18 protein-coding genes and 1 pseudogene are annotated in these 23,622 nt (G+C 57.3%); 10 read left to right on the top strand and 9 right to left on the bottom strand.

Annotated features, from left to right (window positions below):
* Positions 1-183 precede the first annotated feature (183 nt).
* From tnpA to tnpC, 3 genes and pseudogenes are all read left to right on the top strand, one after another.
* Entirely contained in the window at positions 184-591 is a 408-nt protein-coding gene (gene tnpA, locus EKM04_RS19960) for an IS66-like element accessory protein TnpA (protein WP_183896799.1), read from the top strand.
* Positions 592-596: 5 nt separating this feature from the next.
* Positions 597-890: an IS66 family insertion sequence element accessory protein TnpB gene (gene tnpB, locus EKM04_RS19955; protein WP_183896798.1), complete on the top strand. Its 294-nt coding sequence runs from the start codon at positions 597-599 to the stop codon at positions 888-890.
* A 71-nt stretch (positions 891-961) separates the two neighbouring features.
* Positions 962-2,527 (top strand): annotated as a pseudogene (gene tnpC, locus EKM04_RS19950) (IS66 family transposase).
* A gap of 384 nt (positions 2,528-2,911) precedes the next feature.
* On the opposite strand, the gene EKM04_RS19945 reads toward tnpC, so the two are convergent.
* The gene (locus tag EKM04_RS19945) at positions 2,912-3,190 is read right to left on the bottom strand and encodes a hypothetical protein (RefSeq protein ID WP_234910964.1); all 279 of its coding nucleotides are present in this window, start codon (positions 3,188-3,190) and stop codon (positions 2,912-2,914) included.
* Positions 3,191-3,398: 208 nt separating this feature from the next.
* Between EKM04_RS19945 and EKM04_RS19940 the strand changes: the two genes are divergently transcribed.
* The 3 genes from EKM04_RS19940 (at position 3,399) to EKM04_RS19930 (ending at position 7,222) form a co-directional block, all read left to right on the top strand.
* Positions 3,399-4,340, top strand: a complete 942-nt coding sequence (locus tag EKM04_RS19940) for a DMT family transporter (protein ID WP_183896797.1) — start codon at positions 3,399-3,401, stop codon at positions 4,338-4,340.
* Between the two features lie 93 nt (positions 4,341-4,433).
* Entirely contained in the window at positions 4,434-5,450 is a 1,017-nt protein-coding gene (locus EKM04_RS19935) for an ROK family protein (RefSeq protein ID WP_234910963.1), read from the top strand.
* Between the two features lie 20 nt (positions 5,451-5,470).
* Positions 5,471-7,222, top strand: coding sequence for an amylo-alpha-1,6-glucosidase (locus EKM04_RS19930; RefSeq protein WP_183896796.1), 1,752 nt, complete (start codon positions 5,471-5,473; stop codon positions 7,220-7,222).
* Positions 7,223-7,470: 248 nt separating this feature from the next.
* Here EKM04_RS19930 and nagB read toward each other — a convergent pair whose 3' ends face one another.
* Complete coding sequence (nagB, locus tag EKM04_RS19925; protein ID WP_183896795.1) at positions 7,471-8,202, bottom strand: glucosamine-6-phosphate deaminase; 732 nt, start codon at positions 8,200-8,202, stop codon at positions 7,471-7,473.
* Positions 8,203-8,267: 65 nt separating this feature from the next.
* Positions 8,268-9,404 carry an ABC transporter ATP-binding protein gene (locus tag EKM04_RS19920; RefSeq protein WP_183896794.1) on the bottom strand — a complete coding sequence of 379 codons (1,137 nt, stop codon included), beginning with the start codon at positions 9,402-9,404 and terminating at the stop codon, positions 8,268-8,270.
* 282 nt (positions 9,405-9,686) lie between these two features.
* On the opposite strand from EKM04_RS19920, the gene EKM04_RS19915 reads away from it, so the two are divergent.
* Positions 9,687-10,886 carry an ROK family protein gene (locus EKM04_RS19915; protein ID WP_183896793.1) on the top strand — a complete coding sequence of 400 codons (1,200 nt, stop codon included), beginning with the start codon at positions 9,687-9,689 and terminating at the stop codon, positions 10,884-10,886.
* Between the two features lie 137 nt (positions 10,887-11,023).
* On the opposite strand, the gene EKM04_RS19910 is transcribed toward EKM04_RS19915, so the two are convergent.
* The 5 genes from EKM04_RS19910 to polA all read right to left on the bottom strand — a co-directional run bounded on the left by EKM04_RS19910 (position 11,024) and on the right by polA (position 19,917).
* Positions 11,024-12,958, bottom strand: coding sequence for a beta-galactosidase (locus tag EKM04_RS19910; RefSeq protein WP_183896792.1), 1,935 nt, complete (start codon positions 12,956-12,958; stop codon positions 11,024-11,026).
* A 98-nt stretch (positions 12,959-13,056) separates the two neighbouring features.
* On the bottom strand, positions 13,057-13,899 hold the full coding sequence (locus EKM04_RS19905; protein ID WP_183896791.1) for a carbohydrate ABC transporter permease: 843 nt from the start codon (positions 13,897-13,899) through the stop codon (positions 13,057-13,059).
* The gene (locus EKM04_RS19900) at positions 13,896-14,855 is read right to left on the bottom strand and encodes a carbohydrate ABC transporter permease (RefSeq protein WP_252094089.1); all 960 of its coding nucleotides are present in this window, start codon (positions 14,853-14,855) and stop codon (positions 13,896-13,898) included. Before EKM04_RS19900 ends, EKM04_RS19905 begins: the two co-directional genes overlap by 4 nt.
* On the bottom strand, positions 14,852-16,096 hold the full coding sequence (locus tag EKM04_RS19895; protein ID WP_183896790.1) for an ABC transporter substrate-binding protein: 1,245 nt from the start codon (positions 16,094-16,096) through the stop codon (positions 14,852-14,854). The genes EKM04_RS19900 and EKM04_RS19895 overlap by 4 nt, the downstream gene beginning before the upstream one ends.
* An 842-nt stretch (positions 16,097-16,938) precedes the next feature.
* A complete protein-coding gene (polA, locus tag EKM04_RS19890) occupies positions 16,939-19,917 on the bottom strand; it encodes a DNA polymerase I (protein WP_183896789.1) in 2,979 nt (992 codons plus the stop codon).
* Between the two features lie 211 nt (positions 19,918-20,128).
* Between polA and EKM04_RS19885 the strand changes: the two genes are divergently transcribed.
* The 3 genes from EKM04_RS19885 to EKM04_RS19875 all read left to right on the top strand — a co-directional run bounded on the left by EKM04_RS19885 (position 20,129) and on the right by EKM04_RS19875 (position 22,582).
* On the top strand, positions 20,129-20,380 hold the full coding sequence (locus EKM04_RS19885) for a hypothetical protein (RefSeq protein WP_183896788.1): 252 nt from the start codon (positions 20,129-20,131) through the stop codon (positions 20,378-20,380).
* A 229-nt stretch (positions 20,381-20,609) separates the two neighbouring features.
* Positions 20,610-21,053 carry a MarR family winged helix-turn-helix transcriptional regulator gene (locus EKM04_RS19880; RefSeq protein WP_183896787.1) on the top strand — a complete coding sequence of 148 codons (444 nt, stop codon included), beginning with the start codon at positions 20,610-20,612 and terminating at the stop codon, positions 21,051-21,053.
* A gap of 137 nt (positions 21,054-21,190) precedes the next feature.
* Positions 21,191-22,582, top strand: a complete 1,392-nt coding sequence (locus EKM04_RS19875; RefSeq protein WP_183896786.1) for a dipeptidase — start codon at positions 21,191-21,193, stop codon at positions 22,580-22,582.
* Between the two features lie 451 nt (positions 22,583-23,033).
* On the opposite strand, the gene EKM04_RS19870 is transcribed toward EKM04_RS19875, so the two are convergent.
* Complete coding sequence (locus EKM04_RS19870) at positions 23,034-23,243, bottom strand: cold-shock protein (RefSeq protein ID WP_045230211.1); 210 nt, start codon at positions 23,241-23,243, stop codon at positions 23,034-23,036.
* Positions 23,244-23,622: the final 379 nt, after the last annotated feature.

Here is a 23,622-nt window from a genome sequence, read left to right as displayed (position 1 = left end):
CTCGGCGTTGTTGATTGCCACTGAGAACTGACCCGGTAGCATAGGATATTTCCATCGAGAATTGACCCATGTTTGAACGTGTGCGTCCGGCCAACACATTTCACGAACTGAGCCATCCAGGCGATGATCTTGCGTTAGTACCGGCATTAATGCTGGGATTAGATCGGGATCTTAGATGTTGGCATGGCTCGCATGGAGATTATTTCAGGCATTGAACGCAGGCGGCGCTGGCCGTTGGAGGTGAAGCTGGCCATCCTGGCGGAAGCGGCTCAGCCAGACGTGCGTGTCTGCGATGTGGCACGTCGGCATGACGTTCATCCATCGCAAATTAGGGTCTGGCGCAGAACTCTCTACGGTCGAGATGACTCGCCGTCGTTCTTGCCGGTTCGTCTTGTTGACAACGATCCTTCGCGGCACGTGCCATCCACTGTGTCCCCGGAAACGTTTGTACGGATCTCGCTGCGCAACGGTCGCAGCCTGAAGGTACCGGCAAAGATCGAGCGAAAGACTTTGGCATCGTTGATCGCTTGTGTTGAAGCGGCACGATCGGGCCGTCAGGGAACGTACAGGTTTATCTGGCTTGCGGAGTGACTGACATGCGTCGCGGGATCGACGGTTTGTCTGCACTGGTCGAGGGAGTGATCAGACAAGCGCCTGGTTCTGGAGCGATCTTCGGGTTCCGCGGCAGGCGTGCCGACCGGATCAAGCTTTTATGGTGGGACGGCCAGGGGGTTTGCCTGTTTTACAAGGTTTTGGAACGCGGATACTTCCCATGGCCGGCAGTCAAAGATGGCGTTGTGCATCTGACGCAGGCTCAGTTGTCGATGCTCGTCGAGGGGATCGATTGGCGGCGACCGACATGGACGTCAGCGCCTCATCGCACGGGCTGAAAGTGTTATTTTGCAGGGGGTGTCAGGGGTAATACTGGCGCTAGAGGGCCAAATCAGTTACATTTTTGGGTATGGAAACAACGCCGCCACAGGGTCAGGACGAGCTATCTGCACTGCGTGCATTGGTTGCTGAACAGGCGGCGAAACTCGAGCGACAAGACGCGGAAGTTACCAAGCGCGATACCATAATCGACATTTTGCGCGCGCAGTTGGAGTTGCTGCGACATCGACAGCATGGGGCCTCGTCCGAGAAAATAGACCGCAAGATCGAACAATTCGAACTGATGCTCGAGGAGATTGAAGCGTCCCGCGCCGAGGCTGAGGTTCGCTCTGGAAGGACACCTCTGCCGGAGCTGGAAGATGCCTGCGAAAAGCCAAGGCGCAGACCTTTGCCGGATGGGCTGCCGACAGAAGAGCGGATCTATCCGGCGCGGTGCAATTGCCCGACCTGCGGCGGGACATCGTTCCTGAAAGCACCTGATAAGGTGGTCCAGGTCATGGAGCATATGCCGGCATCCGTGAAGATTGTTCGCCATGTCGAAAAGCGCTTCGTTTGCAAGGACTGCGACACATCGGTGTCTGGCAAGATGCCGACCCTACCGATCGAGCGCGGCAAACCCGGTCCCGGATTGCTTGCCCATATCATGGTCGCCAAATTCGACGATCACATCCCACTTTACCGACTGTCGGAGATGTACGATCGGCTTGGGATAGATATCTCCCGTTCCGTGATGGCCGACTGGATGGGGCGTGCATCGGCTTTGCTCGGCCCCCTGATTTTGCTGATCAGAGCGCATATCGCGGCCGTCGATCGGATCCATACCGACGACACTCCGGTCGATGTTCTCGACCCTGGACGAGGAAAGACCAAGACCGGGAGGGTCTGGGTCTACGTCTTCGATGGGCGCGGCTATCAAGACCCCAGGCCCGGAGCGATCGCTTATTATTACAGCCCTGACCGCAAGGGGGGGCACCCGGCCGAACATCTTTCCAACTTCAGTGGCGTGATGCACGCGGACGGCTATGCTGGCTACAACAAGCTGTACGGCAATCAGATCATCGAGGCTGCCTGCATGGCGCATGTACGCCGCAAATTCCATGACGTGATCAAACTCAAGCCATCACCGATCGCGCAGGAAGCGCTGTCGCGCATTGGTGCTCTCTACGATATCGAGGATCGTATCCGTGGCATGTTGCCTGACGAGAGGCGGGATTTGCGCCAGTAGCATGCTAAACCCATCCTGGCCGAGCTGAAAGAGTGGATCGAGGATGTCCAGACAACACTGCCACAGAAACAGAGGCTGGCGGGAGCTATGCGGTATGCGCTGTCACGATGGGCAGCATTGAGCGTCTATCTTGATGACGGCCGGGTTGAAATCGACAAGAACATAGCTGAGCGTGCCATGCGACCACTGGGAATTGGCCGCAAAAACTGGTTGTTTGCGGGCTCCGACAAGGGTGGTGAGCGCATCGCAAATATCCTGAGCATCATCGAAACCGCAAAGCTTCATGGCCACAATCCGGAGGCGTATCTGACCGATGTCCTGGCCCGGATCCAGGATCACCCCACCGATCGCCTCGAAGAGCTTTTGCCTTGGCGGTGGTCATCGCTAAAAGAATTGAACGAGGCGGCGTGATAGTTCGCTCCCGAACCGACAAATCGCTCAAGACAGAATTGAGCGATGCTGACCGAAAGTCCGCTCACCGGACGCTCACGGCGAGTACGGCACGGAAGCGTTCAAGATATGCCAGCTCCTCAGCTCTATCCCTGAACTCTCCCGCCCTGACCCGGCCGGCAAACTCGGTTCTATGCCGCTCATTCAGACCGGCACTGTGTTCCTGAAACGCCTGCATCGAGGTGAGGATGGAAGCCGGGCGTCTCGCATTTATCGCGGTCATATTCATCGGCCTGTCGACAATCCAGGGGGCAAACATTCCATGGGATTGCAGCACGGCGATGAACGTTTGGGATTTCCACGACTCAAAGGGAGCGTTCGTTCGATATCGCTGGCCTCGGGGAATCAGCCTGTTTGCTTCGTCAGCTTTGTGTTCGTAGACGTCTCGTCAATAAAAACCAGTCGTGCCAATGCCTTGTTGAAGAAAGGCTGTCGCCGCCCGGTCCACAGTTCACGCGCCCGCGCGACCCCGGGGCGCTGCTGCTCGCTGGCCATCAGGCTTTTTTTATGGCTCAGGTCCAGCCTTTGAAGAAGCCGTCCGACACTGGGGCGATGGACGATAACGCCAGATCCGCAGAGTTCCACGCAAAGCTCGTCCAGTGTCAGTTCGCCATTCTGTGCCATCCGCCCTTCAATCCACGCGTGATGCACCGAAAGCTTGCCGCCGCCAACATGCCCTGTCGGCGCGGGCTATCGAAAAATTCGTGACGCACCCTAGCAAAATTTAAAGGAAGATTTGTGGGTAAGTTATATTAGTTCGACAGGGTGACGAAATAAGAATTTATGTTATGTAAGCGGATGGGAGTCTCATTATTAACCCAAGGTTACCGTTATGGCCTTTCTCTCACCATCTTCATCTTCCGCAAAAACAGAAACCCTGATTGTCAGCTCCGACGGGCGCGGCGCCAACAAGGGCCGGGCAGCGGTGATGATGCTGGTAGCCGTTACGTTGTTTGCCTGCCTCGACAGCTGCGCCAAGTTCGCCAGCCGAGAACTGCCCGCTATCGAGACGGTCTGGTTCCGGTTCGCCATCCATTTCATGCTCGTGGCGGTGGTACTCAATCCATGGAAGGCGCCGGAGGCATGGCTGACAAAGCAGCCTCGCCTGCAGATGATGCGGGCGCTCATTCAGATCGTTTGCACCGGCCTCAATTTCGTCGCCCTCAGCCAACTCCAGATCGCTGAGACGTTGTCGATCCAGTTCACCGGTCCAGCCTTCGTCACACTACTGTCAATCGTGTGGCTGGGCGAAAAGGTGGGGCGCTACCGGTGGACGGCGATTGGCCTCAGTTTCATCGGTGTGCTCGTCATTACGCGGCCCCAGCCCGGTGCTCTTGACCCCGCTTTTGGCATCGTCCTGCTGTCCGTTATTATAGGCGCTGGCTATTCCATCATGACGAGGAGGCTGGCGGGAACAGAATCGGCAGGCAGCATGCTTCTTATCATGGCGGCTCTCCCGGCGCTTATTTTGACGCCGATATTGCCCTTCGTCTTCATTTGGCCGAGCGATGCGTACACCTGGCTCGCGCTCTTCGGCGCGGGCTTCTTCGGTGCGATCAGTCATTATTTCTATATTCAGGCACACCGTTTCGCGCCAGCAAGCTTTCTCGCTCCGCTACAATATTTCCAGTTTCTCGCCGTCCTCATCCTCGGCTACGTTTTCTTTGGCGACATCCCAACTGTCTGGACGTTTGCCGGCGCGCTGATTCTGATTGGTTCCGGGCTTTATATTTGGCACCGTGAGCGGGTTATCACCCGCCTCAACGAAACATAGGCTTTCCCTCCATAGAGCGCCAACTTGACATGTGTAGGCAACACCGCTTAATAAATTCGTCAACGTACCGAACAAATAAAAGGAGCGTCGTTCATGCCACTGGATATCGCGTTCGCGAGTACCGTTTTGAACGCTTCCAAGACCGCGCAGACGTTAGGCGTGAAGCAGGCGAGCGCGTTTGATCAAATGCTGAAAAATCGCCTCGTGATCGGAATCGATCTGGGTGGAACAAAACTTCTAGCAGGGCTTGCCGACGCCGAAGGCAACATACTTGCGTCGCGCGAAGAGCCGACGCGCCACGGACCAAATGCACATGTTCTCGACCAAATAACTGAGATGGCGATGGCTTTGGCACGTGAGTCAGGTGTTACCGTCGATGACATCGCACAGGTCATGATCGGTGTTCCAAGCGCAATATCACCGCAAACCGGACTTGGGTCGCTTTCACCGAACCTCGCGCTGCCAGTCGACCGGCCGCTTGCCGCCCTTGTCGGCGAACGCCTGTCGTGCCCGATCGCGGTAGAAAACGATGTCAACTTGGCAGCTTATGGGGAAGCCAAGAGCGTTGCTGGACACGACGTTGCTTCGATCGTCTTCATCTCTTTCGGCACAGGCGTCGGCATGGGTCTGGTCGTCAATGGCGCGTTGGCGCGTGGCGCTTTCGGTCGCGCAGGTGAGATCTCTTATCTGCCTGTGGGTGCTCAACCGCATGCATCAGCGCCCACATCCGCAAGCGGCCTGTTCGAGGATCTGGTCGGCACGACTGGTATCCGCCAGCGCTTTAAACTGGGCAGCGAAAGTGTTGCCGGTCTGTTTACCCGTGCGATTGCCGGCGATGCGTCCGCGTTAGAAGCAATCGATGTCGTAGCGCGCGATGCCTCGCTCGGCCTTGCCGCAGTTCAAGCGCTGATCGATCCTGCCCGCATCGTGGTTGGCGGCGGCATTGGTGCGCAGCCAATCTTTCTCGAACGCCTGCGCCATCATCTTGTCCCGCTTCTTCCGTTCGATTGCCCCGTCGAACCAAGTCGCTTTGGTGTTCAGGCTGGTCTCATCGGCGCCGTGATGCTCGCTTCCCATCTGGCCGCGGCGCGAACCGCCGCCGCTGCCTGAGCTTTCTGAGGAGACCTTGGATGACCGAGACCGATATTGCCTTTGCGAGGCCCGACGGACTGGTTGAGACCCGCCACTCGGTGCAGATGGCGTTCATGGCGCCGCGCCTGCAGGGCGATTTCATGCCGGAGGGTCAATTGAAGCTGTCCCTCTGGGGTTGCGGCCAGATGGCGAACATCTTCTTTGATGCATGGGATGGTCCTTTTATCCATGCGCCAAACCGGATAGTCGCCGGCTCTCGCTCCGTGCATGTGGCGCAGACGGCGCCGACGCTTCTTTTGCGGGGCGCGCGGCTGAAGGCTGTGCGTCCCGCCAGACGCTGTGCCTGGTGGGGCACGCTGACTGCGCCGGAAAAAGTACGCCACGAAGGCGCGCGTCGAATCGCCACCACGCCTTGGGGTTTCACTATCGTTGAAACGCGGACGGGCGGTGACATCGTGATTGCGGTCGGTGCTAGCCGTGCAGAGGCGGAGCGCGGGTTGTTGCTTTCCGCCGATGAGATTATCGCCGAATGCTCCTCGCATGTGGCGCGTTGCGATATCCTGCCTTCTGCGGGACCTCTGATGCGATCCATGGCCATACAGAGTACGCACGCCTCGCTTTCTTCGATCCGCCGCGCAGAAGATGGCCGTTTTCTTGGGCTGGCCGCTGGTCAGGCATATTCGGCACCGACCCGCACCTATTATCGCGACGGCTACTGGACACTGCAGCCGCTGCTCTTCCTAGAACCGCAGGTGGTGCGCGACCAGATCGACCTGCTGGCGACTGGCATCCAGATAGATGGCGAGGCACCGAGTGCCGTCATTCTCACTGGCCCGAAGCAGGGTGAGGAATGGGAGAGATTCCGCGTCAATTCGGCCGAATACAAGATGGAGCATCTTCGTTCAACAGACTGGTGGAGCGATCACTTCGACAGCCCTCTCTTCTTCGTCCTGACCATCGGAGACTATATACGCGTCACGGGCGATACCGCGGCGCTCTCCGACCACTGGAAAACGGTGGCGGCGATCTTCCGCCGTTACCAGGGTTTCGATCATTTCGGAACGGGCCTCGTCGTCAAACCGCGCCACGACCGTGACTGGGCCGACAATGTCTATCGCCACGGCTACGTTGCCTATGACATCGGCTTGTGGATCGGGGCGCTCGACGTAATCGCCGCCCATGGAGGAGCGCTGGATGCGGACTTGTCAGACGAGGCACGTGCACTTGCCCAGAAGGCGCGTGCCAATCTCGATGAGGCAATGTTGACGCCGGATGGCTGGTATCAAGACTACGGTCTGAAAGGCGAGTTCGTGGAGGATCACCTGACGCTCGACAGTCTGACACTGTTGCGCTTTGATGCGGTCTCCGCCGATCGGGCGCAAACGGTGCTGGAGAACGTTGCACGGTTGCTCGAAACCCGCAACAATGATCGCCAACCCTATGGAGATTGGGGCGTGATGTGCGCTTGGCCACCATTCAAGCGTACTGCCGACACCCGTGCAAAGTCCGCCTTCGCCTATCGATACCACAATGGTGCTGACTGGCCCTATCTCTCTGCCCTCTATGCCGAGCAGCGCCTGAAATACGGTGTAGGGGGGGCGGATTATCCGTTGACGCGCTGGTGGAAGACCAGCCTCGAAAAGGGCTGGATAGGCTCCGTCGAATATTTTTCGCCACCCTTCGCGCGAGGATCTCTTCTGCAAGGCTGGACTGGCATGCACGCCGCCGCGATTCTCGAGCATCGCGCCATCATCGAGGCAGCGATTGACGCAGGACGCTTGGCCGACTGAGAGACCCAAGGTACGGCAGTAGGCACACTGCCGTCTCCGATCATTGATCGGCCAAGAGATGACGCTGGATACATTACACCCCAGGGGATATCAGCAGAACTTCCGCGCCATTCAACCCGATGGGAGCGGATCGCGCCTCGTCAGGCATATTCACGTGCAAATAGAAGTGTTGCTCGTTAGCCGATGAGGAGCCACGGATGGAGGACGGGCCGACTGAGCATTGCTCAAGACTGGTTGGAGGCTCACCTTCAAACCACCCTTGCGCTCTGCGCCGCTGCATCGTCGAGGATCCAGGTTACGTCGGTATGGCCGGCCAGCGCAGAGGCGGGACAATCGGAGTGGTAGCCGCCAGCGAGCGCCTGACGGACTGCTGATTGCTTGGCGTTGCCGGTGGCGAGCACGAGGATGGACCGAGCCGTCAGGATCGTGGCGATACCCATGGTGATCGCGCTTCGCGGTACTTCGGCATCTTCAAAGAAATCTTGGTTGGCAGCCAACGTTTCGGAATGCAGGACGACGTGGCGAGTGCGGCTTTGAAGCGTTGATCCAGGCTCGTTGAAACCGATATGTCCGTTGCGTCCAATACCAAGAAGCTGCAAGTCGATGCAGCCTGCTTGACGGATTTGAAGCTCATAGGCTTCGGCTGCCTCTTCCGGATTTGCGGCCATACCGTCTGGAACGTGGGTGCGCGACAATTCAATATCGACGTGATCGAATAACAGCCGGTTCATGGTGGCGCGGTAACTTCCGGGATGATCGGGAGGTATTCCGACATATTCATCCAAGTTGAACGTCGTGGTGCGGGAAAAACTCACCCGACCGCTCAGGTACGCCGCGACCAACGCGGCGTAAACGGGTTCCATCGTGGCACCGGTGGCAAGGCCAAGCACTGCCTCGGGCTTGTCGCGCAAGACCGCGATGATGCGCTCGGCAACGGCATTTGCCGCCTGCGGTGCGTCGGCAAGGATGATCGGTGTCATGTTAGTATTCCGAGATCCGGAGACTATGCCGACGCGAGGCGGTACGGCTCTCCGCTGGATGGAGTTCAAGCAGCGCTGACGATGCGGCTTCCATCGGCGCGACGCTTGGGGAGTGATTGTTCCGTCTTGCCATCGAAGAGGTGGAAGCGGTCTGGCTTGATGCCAAAATTCAGTACGTCGCCTTCTTCAGCAGGCACATGGTCTGGCAGGTGAAGCACCGTGTTAACCTCGGAGCCTTCGACCTTGCCAAACATGTAGGTCTCCGTGCCAACGCTTTCGGTATAGGTGACCCGGACGCGAACGCGGTGATAGGTATCCGAGTGCTCCTTCAGCATATGGAAGTGGTTAGGGCGTACGCCAAGGATAACCTTGTCGCCGACGGCAGCCGCGGAGCCATCCACCGGGACTTGCACAACACCGAACCCTGCGACCTCGACGCCGACATTCTCGGCACCAACGGCTCGCAAAATTCCGTCGTAGAAATTCATTTGCGGTGAGCCGATGAAGCCGGCAACGAACTTGTTGACGGGGAAATCGAAGAGATCGAGTGGCGCGCCAAACTGTTCCAGTACACCGGCATTCAGCACCGCGATGCGATCGGCCATTGTCATGGCCTCGATCTGATCATGCGTCACGTAGATCATGGTGGCATCGAGGCGCTTGTGCAGGCGGCTGATTTCGCCACGTGTCTGCACGCGAAGCGCCGCATCGAGGTTCGACAGGGGTTCGTCGAACAGGAAGACTTTGGGATTCCGCACGATGGCGCGGCCGATAGCGACACGTTGGCGCTGGCCACCGGACAATTGTTTTGGACGACGCTCCAGCAGCGGTTCGATGGCAAGCATCCGCGCCGCCTCGATGATCCGTCGCTCAATTTCCACCTTCGTCATCTTGAGGTTTTCGAGCCCGAAAGAAAGGTTCTGGCGAACTGTCATGTGTGGATAAAGCGCATAGGATTGGAAGACCATGGCAATGCCACGATCCCCAGGTGGAAGGGCAGTCACATCCTCCTCACCGATGAGCACACGACCAGCTGTGGTCTCTTCCAAACCCGCGATGATACGCAGGAGGGTGGACTTGCCACATCCAGAAGGACCAACGAGCACAACGAACTCTCCGTCGTTGACAGTCAGTTCAACGCCGTGGATAACGGGATGCGTGCCATAGCGCTTCACCACGCCGTTTAGTGTGAGACTAGCCATTGCGAACCCCTTCGATCTATTCTTCTCGGCACGCCGCTGCAGATCATCGAAGCGGCTGTAGCGATACCACTTTGCTGTCTTTTATATAGTTCGTCAAGTTGCCGAATATAATTTTCAGATTTGTCGCCGTGGAAGGTCGTCGAATCCTTGCATCATGGTTTATATAGCTAACGCACCCACTCCGATAGTTCGTCACCTCTCCGAACCCTATGCAGATGAGCTCGATTTCTGTAGATGAGGAAAAGTGGAAATATTGAAACCGAGTCACCTAAGAGCGCATTGATGACCCTACGCCAAAGTCCTTCTCCCGTTCTCCGCCAGATTTCCGTGCGTGCCGCCATGGACGTGCTGCTGCAAGAAGGCCCGACCTCCCGTGCAACGCTGGCCAAGAAGACAGGTCTGTCCAAGCAAACCATGTCGGAGGTTATCCGCGCGCTGGAGGAATCCGGATGGGTGCGTGTCAACGGCATTATTAGCGGCAAGGTCGGGCGTAGCGCCGTGACCTACGAGGTGGCGGAAGCGAGTGGCTATGCTGTCGGCGTGGATCTAGGGGCGACGACGATCCGCATCGCCATTGTCTCTGTTTCCGGCACCATCGTTCATGAAAGCGATCATCCGACAGATGGGCGTGCAGGTGAGGCGCTGATCGGCCACGTGCATGATCTGGTTCAAAAAAATCTGCAGTTTGCAGGCATCGGTTTCGAAAAGATACTGCTGGCCGCTGTTGCGACGCCTGGTGTCGTCGATCCCGTTTCTGGATATCTGGCGCTGGCGCCTAACATGGCCGAAACGGGTCGCCTTGACGTGGTGCGCCAGCTCAACGATGCACTGGGCTGCCAAGTTGTCATCGAAAATGATGTGAATGCCGCAGTGCTCGGCGAAGCCTGGAAGGGATGCGCCGCACGGTTGGAGACGGCTGTGTTCATAGCGCTTGGCACCGGTATCGGCCTTGGTATGCTTGTCAACGGCAAGCTGGTAAAGGGCGCGCGCGGGGCGGCTGGCGAGATTTCATACCTGCCCATCGGCGCCGATCCCTATCGTGAGGATAGTCTTGAGCGTGGCGCGCTCGAAAGTGTCATCGGCGCGAAAGGTATCGTTGATCGCTATCGCGCGGCCGGTGGCGTCGAGGCCGACACAAGGCAGATCCTGGAAGCGGCGGAAACAGGTGCTGAACCAGCGCTTGCCGTAATTCGGGAAACGGCGAGGCTGGCAGCACTTCTGATCGTTTCGGTCGATGCGATGATCGATCCAGAAATGATCGTGCTAGGTGGCAATGTTGGACGAAACGCCTTGCTCCTGTCGCTGATACGGTCCGAACTACCTCGTCTGACCCGCCGCCAGATCAGCCTGGAGTCCAGCGCGCTTGGTCCGCGAGCTACTCTGATCGGCGCCGTTGCGATCGCCCTCAACCAGTTGCACAACGCACTGTTTTCGCCGCAGGAACTGCCAAGCGAAATGCGTTTGCCACAGGCGAGGAATTGAGCCGAACCATCTGTATGGTCATCTTCAATGGGCTCTTCACTCCAATTTTACGGTGAAGCGATGAGCTGGAAACGCCCTGAACTCCGACGTCAGGATGTCTCCAGCCATCCAGATGGCCCCGGAATTGATGCTGACTGTCACGCCCGCCAGCAGGCAACGTCGTGCGGCTTCAACTCTGGCGTACCGATCAGCAGCTGTTCGGCTGCAACCGGCAGAGTATAACTTTCCGGTCCGTAGTTGAACGCGAAAGTGAGGGAGCCGCGGCGGCGCATCCGGACATGTTCGGGAAGGTCGACCACCGAGAGCCCCGCCTTTGCCAAAAGATAACGCGCAACCGAGCCAAGCAGGTCGGTTTCCGGCCAGCCAGCCAGATAGTGAAAGCGACCAGCGGCGGTGAGTGCGGTTGCGCCGTCATCGAAGTGGGCAAGCACCTCTAGATCGGTCTCGAGAAAATCCCGCCAACGGGTGACGGTGCCGGAAACCGTGCCGGAGACTGCGGCAGAGAGGCCAGGCCGCATACTTTCGACCTCTGTCACCTTTAGTGGCATAATTCCCTGTAGCGTAGGGCCGGGTGGCAGGCTCTCGGGGATTGCGAAATTCTGGTCCTTCGAGCCGGTGCGTGGTCCGAATAATATCAGGGCGTTGGTTTCCTGAAACGCCTGCAGGGCCGCCTCGGAGACAATCGGCAGCGTTGGCACGAGCACCAAGCTATAGCCAGAAAGGGAGGTGCCGGGCTCCACCACGTCCACGTCGATTCCCAGCCGGCGGAAGGCCTCATACCAACGCAGTTTGAGGATGCGATAATCGAAATCCTTTCCCTGCGGCTGGAACTGCGTGACCCAGGCCGCCTGATAATCGAAGACGAGCGCAACAGGCGCAGGCGTTGTGGCGGGTAGCGGACCGAGATATGCAATCTCCTTAGCCACTCGGCTTGCTTCCGCGCCACCTTGAGACAGAATATGATCTGGACGCAGAAGGCCTGCATGCATCTGCTCCTGCGCCTTGCGATACTGCCGCCACCGGAAGTAGACCACGGCCTCGGCGCCATGCGCCAGCGCCTCCCAGGTCCACAGCCGCACCATTCCGCGTTCGGGCACGGCGTTCCAAGTGGCCCAGTTTACCGGGCCTGGCTGCTGTTCCATGATCCAGAAGCGGCCATTGCCCACAGCGCGATAGAGATCGTGCTGCAGAGCCGAGACATCGGGATGGCCGGTGCGGGCGAAGCGGTTGCGCTCCGCGTCCGTCAGCGGCAGGCTTTCGATCCGCCCAAGCGGATAAGAATCCCAACTCGCCACATCCATCTGCCGGCCCATCTCGAAATGGTCGAAGGTATGAGAGAAACCCATAAAATTATGAGTGACAAAGCGGCCTGGTGCGTGGGCGCGAATGATCTCGGCCTGCAAGCGGAAATAGTCCACAAAGAGATCGGAACGGCAGCGCATGAAATCGATCTGGCTCGATGGATTGGTGTCGCAAACCTGGCGCGTGGGAAGTTCAACCTCCGCAAAGTCGCCAACCGTCATCGACCAGAAGTCATTGCCCCAAGCCGCATTCAGTGCATCGATTGTCGTGTAGCGGGCCTTCAGCCAGTCTTGAAAGTGTGCACGGTCGAGATTGCCCCAGGAGAAGATTGTATCATCGCAACCGAATTCGTTATCCACTTGCCAACCAATAATGGCGTGATGCTCGCCGTAGCGTTCCATCATGGCCGTCACGATTCGGCGCGTTGCCTCGATGAAAGCGGGACTCGCGGGCGTATAGTGCCGGCGCGAACCAAACAGCCGCGGCAGTCCGTTACGATCAACAGGAAGGATATCCGGATGCAGATCGACAAGCCAGCGGGGCGGAGCAGCAGTCGGCGTGCCAAGAACCAGTTTGAGCCCGGCGGCGGCCAGTGTCTCTATCGCGCGATCAAGCCAGGACCAGTCGAAAACACCAGGGGCCAGTTCCATGCGGGCCCAGCCGAATTCTGCAATCCGCACCACGCCTATACCGGTCTCTGCCATGCGCCTGGCATCTTCAGCCCAGATGTCTTCAGGCCAGTGTTCGGGGTAATAGCAGACGCCAAGCATGTCACATATCCATCAGGCAGGAAAATTCGGAAGAAATAAAAAGGGAGGCGCCGGATGGTTGGTATCCGGTACCCTCGCTGACGAAAGGGCCTTAAGGGTTACTCCTTGCTTGCACCCGACAACAGCCCGTTCATGAAATAGCGTTGCAGGCTCACGAACAGCACCAGCGTCGGAATGACTGACAGCACTGACATCGCAAGCAGCCGTGGCCAGTTGATGTCCCATTGGCCGACATTATTGGCGAGCGCCAGTTGTACCGTCCATTTCGACTGGTCGGTGATGATCAGATATGGCCAAAGATAGTCGTTCCACCGCCAGACGAAATTGAAGGCGGCAAGGGCAGCAATTGCCGGGACGGATAGGGGCAGGATAATCCGAAACAGGATGCGCCATTCTGGCGTGCCGTCGATGCGTGCCGCTTCCAGCAAGCTGTCGGGAATGCTGCGGATGTACTGGCGCATGATGAACACACCCGAGGGGGTGGCCGCCGGAGCGAGGATCACGCCCCAAAGCGAGTTCAAGAGGCCCAGATCCTTCAGCACGATGAAAATCGGTATCAGGATGATTTGCAGTGGAATCATCAGAGCCGACATGATCAGCATGAAGAAGAAGGTTTCGCCTCGAAAGCGAAACTTGGCCAGTGCATAGCCTGCCATCAAGCTGATCAAGACCGAGATCGCCGCAGATATGATGGCCACGAACAGAGAGTTTTGGAAGAATAGACCAAAACCTGTCTGATCGAAGGCGGTGGCGAAGTTCACCAACGTCGCTGGAGAGGGCAGGAGCGTTGGCGGCCAGGCAAAGATGTCGTTCGGTGCCTTCAGTGCACTGGCCAGCAGCCAAAGCGGCGGCAGCAGGAAGAGCACAAGTACGATCACTAGCAATGGGCCACGGAAGGCCCAGTCGCGGGCGGCGCGGCTGGAGAGTAGGGCGGTGGTCATGCTTTCTCCTTGCTGACACGAAGCTGGATGGCAGTGAGCACGAGCAGGATCAGGAACAGTACGGCGGATTGCGCCGCGGCCACGCCGGCCTGATTGGCCTTTGTGAAGGCTGTCTCATAGATGGTCTGGATAAGGTAGACCGTCGATCTACCTGGACCGCCTCCAGTCAGAGACACGACCAATTCGTAGACCTTGAAGGCTTCGACCGAGGACAGAATGACGACCAGTGAGATACTAGGCTTTAAAAGCGGCAGCGTGATGCGCGTGAAGATGCGCCAGTTACTGGCAGCATCGACGCGGGCCGCTTCGTAGAGATCCTCGGAAATGGTAGTGAGACCGGCAATCAGGATCATCATATAGAAGCCGGCGCTGGCCCAAACCCAGACGATAACGACCGCGACCTGCGCCATTGTACCGTTGTCGAGCCATGGAACGGGCGCGACATCTACCAGAGACAGAAGATAGTTCATCAGGCCGGAATTGAGGCCGAACATCCATTTCCAGACGACGCCGGTAATCAGAAGGCTGATCATTGAAGGGAAAAAGACAACGGCGCGTGCAGCGCCCACACCGAAGAATCGGTTCTTCAGCAGGATGGCAAGCCCGAGCGAGACAACGGTCACCGCAGGGACCGCGATCAGCACGAAGCCGACAGTCTTGGCCAGTGTGCTGAAGAACTCCGGGTCGTTGAAAAGGCGGACATAGTTGTCGATGCCGACGAATTTGGGCCAGGTGGCCTGTGCCCGCTCAACCACGACGATACCGCGCTTGAAGAAGGACATCCACAGGCCTTGGACCAGCGGATAGAGGGTGAAAACCGCGAGCAGTACAACCGTTGGCGTCAACAGCATGTAGGGAAAAAGCCGTGTCGTCCATGGCGTGCCGCCAGGGGCTTTGCCGGTGGACACCGGGATTGCTCCCGGCGCCGCTTCGATGGTGGATGGGGTGCTGGTCACTGGCCCGCTTCCGTCAAGGATTCCTGAGCCGTTTTGATGATCTGGTCAATTGCCTGACTGCTAGTGATCTGGCCTGTGGTGGCCTGGAACAGCGATTGGCGCATCGGACCCCAGACATACTGCATGGCGGGGTTCGCCTGGTCGGTGGCGGCAAAATTGGGGCTTGCGGACAGCTCCTCCTTGAAGGCTTGTAGGGCGGCGGACGCCTTGGCGTTGCCGTAGTCGATTGGCGGAACCTTAAGATTAGCCGGAATGTACATTATCGGTTTGGTGTAAAGTTCCTGCGCCTTTGGATCGGTGGTCAGCCACTTGATGAAGGCATTGACTTCATCCACATGCTCGCTCGTGTTGAAGCCGATCACGTAGTCGCCGCCAACCATGCTGGACTTGACGGTGCCGTAGGGTGTCGGGCCTGCCTGCCAATCGAAAGAGGCATTTTCGGCCAATCCTCCTACTTGCCAGTTACCGGACATCCACGCGACTGCCTGACCGCTGGTGAAGAGTTGTTTCGGATTGTCAGAACTCGAACCCGACCACAGGCCTGGCGGCATGTGTGTCTTGGTCAGCCCGATGAACTTGTCAAGGACGGCGGTTGCCTTGTCGTGATCGAAGACAACCTTGTAAGGCTCGTCCTCGGAATAAATGTGGTTGCCATACTGGAATTGCATGGTCAGCCAGCGGCTCTGGGAGATATCCCAAACGAGCGGGTAGCGCACGGCGGCCTTGTCCGCCACCTCCTTGGTCTTGGCGAGGAACTCGTCCCAAGTCCAAGAGGTCTTGATGTCTGGAATATCAACGCCTGCCTTTTCAAAGGCGGACTTGTTGATCAGCATGCCTGTCGCCGTTACCTGTAGCGGCGCGGCTATGATCTGGTCGCCCAACTTGGCGCCAGCGGCCCATCCTGGAACGAAATCTTTGAGATAATCCTTGCCGAACACCGGCGCGAAATCCGTCAGGTAGGGGCGGATAAAGGGCCGCATTGACGATGTTTTCGAAAGGTCCGGCAGCGTGCCTGCAGCCGCTAGCTGGGCGAATCGATTGTCGATGTCGTCGTAGGGAACGATCTGCAAATTGAAAGTCGTTTCCGGCTTCAGCTTTGTATAGGTAGCAAGCACATCCTTGATCGCCTGCTCCTCGGCATCCGTGCCAAGATACCACATGATCTTCAGTTCAGACGCATATGCGGGCGCGCCGGCGAGCAGACCGGCTGCGATAAGAGAGCCGTACATAAACCTTTTCATTTCGGTTTTCCTTCTCTGGAGTTGGCATTTCTTGTAGTTCGCGGCCTGGCTCGTATACATCATAGGCTGGCCCCCTCGGGCGCCAGCAGCCCGGAAAGAGGAGTGCCAGAGTGGCAAGGTTCTGCAGGGGAAGGGTTCGCTGTGGAGCCTGGAGTAGAAAGTAGGCAGCGCACGGCTCGGAAGGAGACCTCCTTAACGCACCCGCAATTCGCCTTCCTATGCCTTCTCCCAAACGCTTGTCCTATTCCGACGTAACCTTCGCGTAATTTGTTCGGCAACTTGACGAAGTATGGAATCGGATGCTGAACTTTGTCAAGAGCGCAGTGCGCGGTGAATTAGCGCGACAAATATTGCTGTTGAAACTGGACTGACCTGAGACCCATTTTTCCTCCAGTTTTCGGGAGAGTCTGGGGTTTTCTATCTTGCCTTTGGCATCATCTGGTCGAATGCTGAGGTATCGCACGTCGATCGATCAACGGGCAAAACCTCGCACGCTCGAAGCTGGCTCACCCCATGCTGTTGGCCGACATGAGCCACAGCGTCCCGCTTCACATCGGGCGTTCTCATGCTCTTTCAAGATTCCGATGATCGGCTCATCCGTGAACCGTGATTGCTTCATGCCGTCCGTCTCCTCAGAGTGACGGACTCTACCAAAATATCGAGGACAATCAGGGTCTCAGGTCGTGTTCGCCAAGCTCAAAATCCTCGTCCGAAAAGCCGAAGAGCGGATCGGCGAGACAGGGTTGAGGCGCGTCGGCAATCTTCTCAAGGCCTTCGCTCCCCGCAAAAGCTCAAACTATCTAACGCAGGCAGCATATGGTTCAGTATAGGCCTGACAGACTCTAGTGGGCTTCGTCCCAGTTGCTAGCGGCTCTTGCGTCTACTTTCAGCGGCACCTTCATGTCGATGGCTGGCAGTGTGGCGCTTTCCATGATGGTGACGACGATGGGGAGGACCTTGTCGATTTCGGCTTCTTCGACCTCGAAGATCAGTTCGTCATGGACCTGGAGGAGCATGCGTGCCGATAGGCCGGACTGATCCAGGGCCGGCTCGATTTGGATCATGGCGCGGCGGATGACGTCGGCGGCTGAGCCTTGGATAGGCGCATTGATAGCAGCGCGTTCGTTGAAGGCTCTGACGGAAGGGTTGGACGATCGGATTTCCGGATAATGAATGCGGCGACCGAAGATCGTTTCGACGTATCCTTTATCGCGGGCGAAGGCTTTCGTGCTTTCCATATAGTCGCGAATACCGGGGAAACGCTCGAAATATTTTTTGATATATTCCCCCGCCTCCGCGCGGCCAATGGCAAGCTGATTGGCCAGACCGAAGGCGGAAATACCGTAGATGATGCCGAAATTGATCGCCTTCGCGCGTCGTCGCACATCCGATGGCATGCCTTCGACGGGAACGCCGAACATTTCTGACGCGGTCATCGCGTGGATGTCGATGTCGTTCTCGAATGCATTTCTCAGCTGCGGTATATCCGCCACATGCGCGAGCACGCGCAGTTCGATCTGACTGTAGTCGGCCGATAAAAGCTTGTTGCCGGGGGTCGAGACGAAGGCAGTGCGGATTTTCCGCCCTTCGGCAGTCCTTACCGGGATATTCTGCAGGTTGGGCTCGGACGACGACAGACGTCCAGTGGTCGTGGAGGCGAGCGAGTAGGACGTGTGCACGCGCTTGGTTTGCGGGTGCACGTAAGTCGGAAGCGCGTCCGTATATGTCGATTTCAATTTTGTCAGCTGGCGCCAATCCACGATCTTGCGAGGGAGTTCCGCACCTTCGGCAGCCAGATCCTCCAAGACCTGGGCGGATGTCGACCATTGCCCTGTCTTGGTTTTCGAGCCGCCCGGCAGGCCCATTCGACCAAAGAGAATGTCACCCAGTTGCTTGGGCGAGCCGATATTGAATTTTTCACCGGCGAGTTCGTAAATCTCGTCTTCGAAGGCCGCTGCTTTCTGTGCAAGCTCGCCAGAAAGGCGCGACAGGATTTGCCGGTCGACGGTGATACCGCGTTCTTCCATGCGCGCGAGGACGGGCAGGAGCGGACGTTCCAGCCGCTCGTAAACCGCCGTCATCTTGTCGGCAGCGAGGCGTGGTTTCAGCACCATCCATAGCCGCAACGTCACATCTGCATCTTCGGCGGCATAGGTCGTCGCCTTGTCGATATCGACGAAATCGAAGGTAACGCCGGACTTGCCGGATCCTGCAACCTCCTTGTAGGAGATCGGCGTGTGGCCCAGCCAACGTTCGGAAAGCGCGTCCATGCCATGCAGGCCCTTGCCCGCTTCCAGAACATAGGACATCAGCATGGTGTCATCAAAACTCTGCATGACGATGCCGAGACGCTTAACCAGCAGGTAATCATATTTGAGGTTCTGCGCGACCTTGAGCACCGAGGGGTCTTCCAGCAGTGATTTCAGCCGGACAAGCGCCTCATCGAATGCGATCTGGTCTGGCGCAAGTTTGATACCGTCGCTGAACAGATCGCCGCCCGAGCCTGTCTTGTGGTTGAGCGGCACGTAGGCTGCACGAATATCGAGGCCACCAGCATCCTTGGAATTGTCGGCCACCGCCAGGGAAAACCCGACGAGCTCGGCCTGCATAGGGTCCAGCGAGGTGGTCTCGGTGTCGAAGGCGACGACGCCGGTTTCGCGCGCAAGCGCTATCCACCGATCGAGCTCTTCGACGGTGCAGATCGTTTGGTAAGACGTGATATCGATTTTGGCGGCAGAAAATCCGGCTTCTCGCGATGATGCCAAGGCAGCCGGTCCTGTGCCATCCATCTTGGAACCGACCGGATCGAAATTGTCGACGGCATTTTCGGCCAGTGGAACAGATAGATTCGTTGCTGCATCCATATCCGGGCCATGCGCCTGTGGACCACGCTCGACAGGCACATGCGCTGCATCGATGGATGCTGCATCCGCTCCTGTCGTTTCGGCAACGCGCCGCGTCAGCGTGGTAAATTCCATGGCCTTGAGAAAGGCGATCAGCTTCGGGCCATCCTGTGGCTCAAGCGTCAGGGCGTCGAGTGGCATTTCCAGCGGTACGTCGGTTCGAAGCGCGACGAGCTGGCGCGACAGACGCGCAAGCTCGGCATTGGCAACGATATTTTCGCGGCGTTTCTGCTGCTTGATTTCGCCAGCGCGCTCCAGCAGCGTATCGAGATCGCCGTATTCGCCCAGCAACTGTGCTGCCGTTTTCGGCCCAATTCCGGGAATTCCGGGAATGTTGTCGGTCGAATCGCCGGTCATGGCTTGCAGGTCGATCATCTTTTCAGGAGCAACGCCCCATTTTTCGATGACATCGGGCACGCCGATCTGCTTGTCCTTCATGGCGTCGTACATATGCACATTGGCCGAGACGAGCTGCATCAGATCCTTGTCGGATGAGATGATGGTCACGTCGGCGCCGATCGCCTCGGCCTGGCGGGCATAGGTCGCGATGATGTCATCCGCTTCGAAACCCTCGGTCTCGATGCAGGGGAGGTTGAAGGCTCGGGTGGCCTGGCGGATCAATCCGAACTGCGGCACCAGATCTTCCGGCGGTGCGGAGCGGTTGGCCTTGTAGAGATCGTAGAGTTCGTTGCGAAAGGTTTTCGAGGAATAGTCGAAAATCACCGCAAAATGCGTAGGCGTAACGCCGACATCGGTGTTGCGCGCATCCTTCAGCAGCTTCCACAGCATGTTGCAGAAACCGGAGACGGCATTGACGGGCAATCCATCCGATTTGCGGTTTAGCGCAGGAATGGCATGGAACGCCCGGAAGATGAAACCGGAGCCGTCAACGAGAAAGAGATGATCGCCTTTTTTCATGGGAAGAAGGGATAGCGCGCCAAAGCGCAAAGGTCTATCGTCGCGACGACTGCCCTACAACATTCTTTGACCGTGTTGCGAGTGATGAATGGGAAATCGAATATCTCAGTCCTGCTGGCGACGGTGATGTTGGTGGCAGACGGTCTTCGCGGCCACTTTCCAGCGCATCGCAAAAATAGACAAAGCCTCGCGTCAAGCGCAGTTCGAGCTTTTGAATGCCGCACTGATCGCCACCTTTCTTGTCCTCCTTCAGCCGAAAGACGCAGCGAGCGCATGGCGCGTCGGACTTGATTTCGGTGCTGGTACCTTGATCATCGCCGACGCGAACATTCTGCTATTTGCGTATCGGTGCAAGATGCGTCAACAGGTCGATCAAACTTCACCGGAACGTTACAAATTTGTAATTCTGCCCTCCCTTGAAAAACCGCATTTGAAGGCGCATTTCTTGGAGGACGGCGACTGATCACGCCGTAGTCTGATTGCTGGCTCGTCCCCCGCCGCTTCAGACCGGACAAAGGCCTACCCCCCCTCTCCGGGCCTTTGTCCTTCAACATACCGCCATGGCTGTCCCTCCCGGCCATGGCGGTTTTTTATTGTCGTTTTTTGATCCGTATGCTCCGCGAAAGCCAACCGATCTACATAGCATGATATGCAATAAAAGCCGTGCAGCGTGATCCAAGGGAGGAGATGATATGCGTTTTTCGAGAAACGATTCGGCGACCTATCTTGCAGCGCAATTGGCAAAAAGTTTTTCGAAGGCGCTAAACAGGCGCGCGGTGGTGCTCAGTTTTTCTCCGGGCCAATTTCCGGTGTTGCTGGAGCTCTGGAACGAGGATGGCCTGACCCAGCGACAATTGCTGGATCGCGTTGATGTCGAACAGGCGACGCTTGCCAATACGCTGGGGCGGATGGAGCGCGACGGGTTGATCCATCGCAAACCGCATCCCAGGGATCGCCGGGCACAGATTATCGAATTGACGGAGAAGGGCCGCGAGTTGGAGGTCCAGGCCATTGCCGCCTCCCAGGATACAGACGATGCGATGCTGGCGGGACTTTTGAAGTTCGAGCGACACTTGCTGCTCGAATATATGGGGCGTACGATCGACGCAGCGAGAGCGGCCGACCAGAAAATCTGATGTGAAACTTTCGAGTCCGCGCGACCATGCGCGGTAGGGCAGATGTCATCGCCTTCGGCAAAGAGGTGATTTTCCGGCTCGAAACACTGAAGTCTTTGCTCTATTGTCCTGAAATCTTCGCATGACAGGATCGCGTAATGACAGACATATCCCCCGTTCTCTCGGCGGTTGACGAAAACCTCAACTCCAGCCTCGACAAGCTTTTCGAATTCGTTCGCATAAAATCCATCTCGACGGACCCTGCCTACAAGGCGGAATGCAGCAAGGCGGCTGACTGGCTGGTTCGTGATTTGACGAATATCGGCTTCAAGGCATCCGTGCGTGAAACCGCAGGTCATCCTATGGTCGTTGCCCACCACGATGGCGCGGCACCGGATGCGCCGCACGTCTTGTTTTACGGCCATTACGACGTTCAGCCTGTCGATCCCCTCCATCTGTGGGAAAACGAGCCGTTCGATCCTGCGTTGAAGGATATTGGCGAAGGCAGACAGGCCATCACGGGGCGTGGTACCTCGGATGACAAGGGTCAGTTGATGACCTTTGTGGAAGCGTGCCGGGCCTACAAGCAGGTCCATGGCGCGTTGCCGCTGCGCATCACCATTCTGTTTGAAGGCGAAGAGGAATCTGGTTCTCCCTCGCTCAAACCCTTCCTTGATGCCAATGCCGATGAACTGAAGGCGGATTACGCGCTGGTGTGTGATACCAGCATGTGGGATCGCGAAACACCTGCGATTGCGGCAGCCCTGCGCGGGCTGGTCGGAGAAGAAATCGTGGTGACGGCGGCTGACCGCGATCTCCACTCCGGTCTTTTCGGCGGGGCTGCGGCCAACCCGATCCATATTCTGACGCAAATCCTGGCCGGTCTGCACGATGAGACGGGTCGCATTACCTTGCCGGGCTTCTATGATGGCGTTGAAGAAACACCGGGCAATATCAAGGCGTCGTGGGATAATCTCGGCCGCACCGCCGAAAGCTTTTTGGGACAGGTCGGTCTCTCCATCCCGGCTGGCGAAAAGGGTCGTTCAGTTCTGGAACTGACCTGGGCGCGCCCAACTGCTGAAGTCAACGGGATCATCGGGGGCTATACCGGTGAAGGCTTCAAGACCGTGATTGCGGCGAAAGCGTCGGCGAAAGTGTCGTTCCGCCTGGTTGGGAACCAGGACCCTGCCGCTATCCGCGAAAGCTTCCGTGCCTATGTCCGTTCCAAAATTCCCGCCGATTGCTCGGTGGAATTTCATGAGCACGGCGCTTCGCCAGCCATCCAGCTATCTTATGATTCGCCCGCATTGACGAAAGCGAAGAATGCGCTTTCGGACGAGTGGGCAAAGCCTGCCGTTGTGATTGGGATGGGCGGATCGATCCCCATCGTGGGGGACTTCCAAAAGATGCTGGGTATGGATTCGCTGATGATCGGCTTTGGCCTGACGGATGACCGTATTCATTCGCCGAATGAAAAATACGATCTGCAATCGTTCCACAAGGGCATCCGTTCGTGGGTTCGCATCTTGACGGCCCTGGCTGTGAAATAAAAAAAGCCGCCCGGCAACGGGCGGCGTTATCGAGGCGAATGCCTGAAAAAGCAAAAGGCCGGGGCAAGCCCGACCTTTCCTTACCGTTTCAGCCTCAGTGCCAGTACATCCGTGGTCAAAGCGCATAAAACGGTATGTGTCTCAGCACGGCGCCAGCAAATCCGCTGTCGCTCATGTCTTCCGAAACAGATTGCGCTGCTTTGGTTAACATTTAGTTAACGCTCAACTGCGCCATCATTTCGTTCAGATGACCTCATAAGAGGTTGCTGAAACACTGATGGCCTTTATATTGGTGTCGGGTCGCATGTTTTCAAGGGGAAGACTGATTTTTAACCCAGTTCCGTCTTCAGAGTGCGCTTCAAGGCGGGCGCTTTACCCAAAGAAAAAGGCCGGTTTGACCCGGCCTTCAACGTTTTATCGGATCAACCCCACAGCCGATCCATCGTCAGTCTTAAGCAGCGACGATGCTGTCTGCAGACATCTTGCCAGAACGACGGTCCTGCACGAGTTCATAGGTGATCTTCTGACCATCCTTGAGGCCGTTCAGGCCAGCGCGCTCAACTGCGGAGATGTGAACGAAAACGTCCTGTGCGCCATCATCAGGCTGAATGAAGCCGTAGCCCTTGGTTGCGTTGAACCACTTTACTGTACCAGTCGCCATAACGATGTTCCTTCCGTTGGCATTACTTTTGCGCTGAACGTCAGCGCGGTGTTCTCGAATTTGAAGGGAAGATCGTCGTTTACGTCTATGGGGACGCTGAAGCTCTGGTCGTCAAACAAATATCGATGGCAAAACACCTAAGGTTACGGCACCAATAAGTCAAGTTTCTTCGATAACGAAGCCGCGTCTGCTGCCTCGAAATTTGCGACCTGATCGTGTAAATTCCTGCAGGAATTCGGGGTATCTCAACTGAAACAGGAATCTAGGAAAGCAAAAACCCGGCGCGGGAGGAGGTGCGCCGGGTTCTTGATACTGACTGACAACTGGGAGGAGGAGTGTTGTCAGTCCAATCGGGCGACGCTGGGAGGAGGAGTGCGTC

The sequence above is a fragment of the Rhizobium skierniewicense Ch11 genome, from assembly GCF_023757665.1.
In the GTDB taxonomy this organism is placed as follows: domain Bacteria; phylum Pseudomonadota; class Alphaproteobacteria; order Rhizobiales; family Rhizobiaceae; genus Agrobacterium; species Agrobacterium skierniewicense.
Note: the sequence above shows the minus strand (reverse complement) of the source record. Positions and strands in the feature narration are given on the sequence as shown.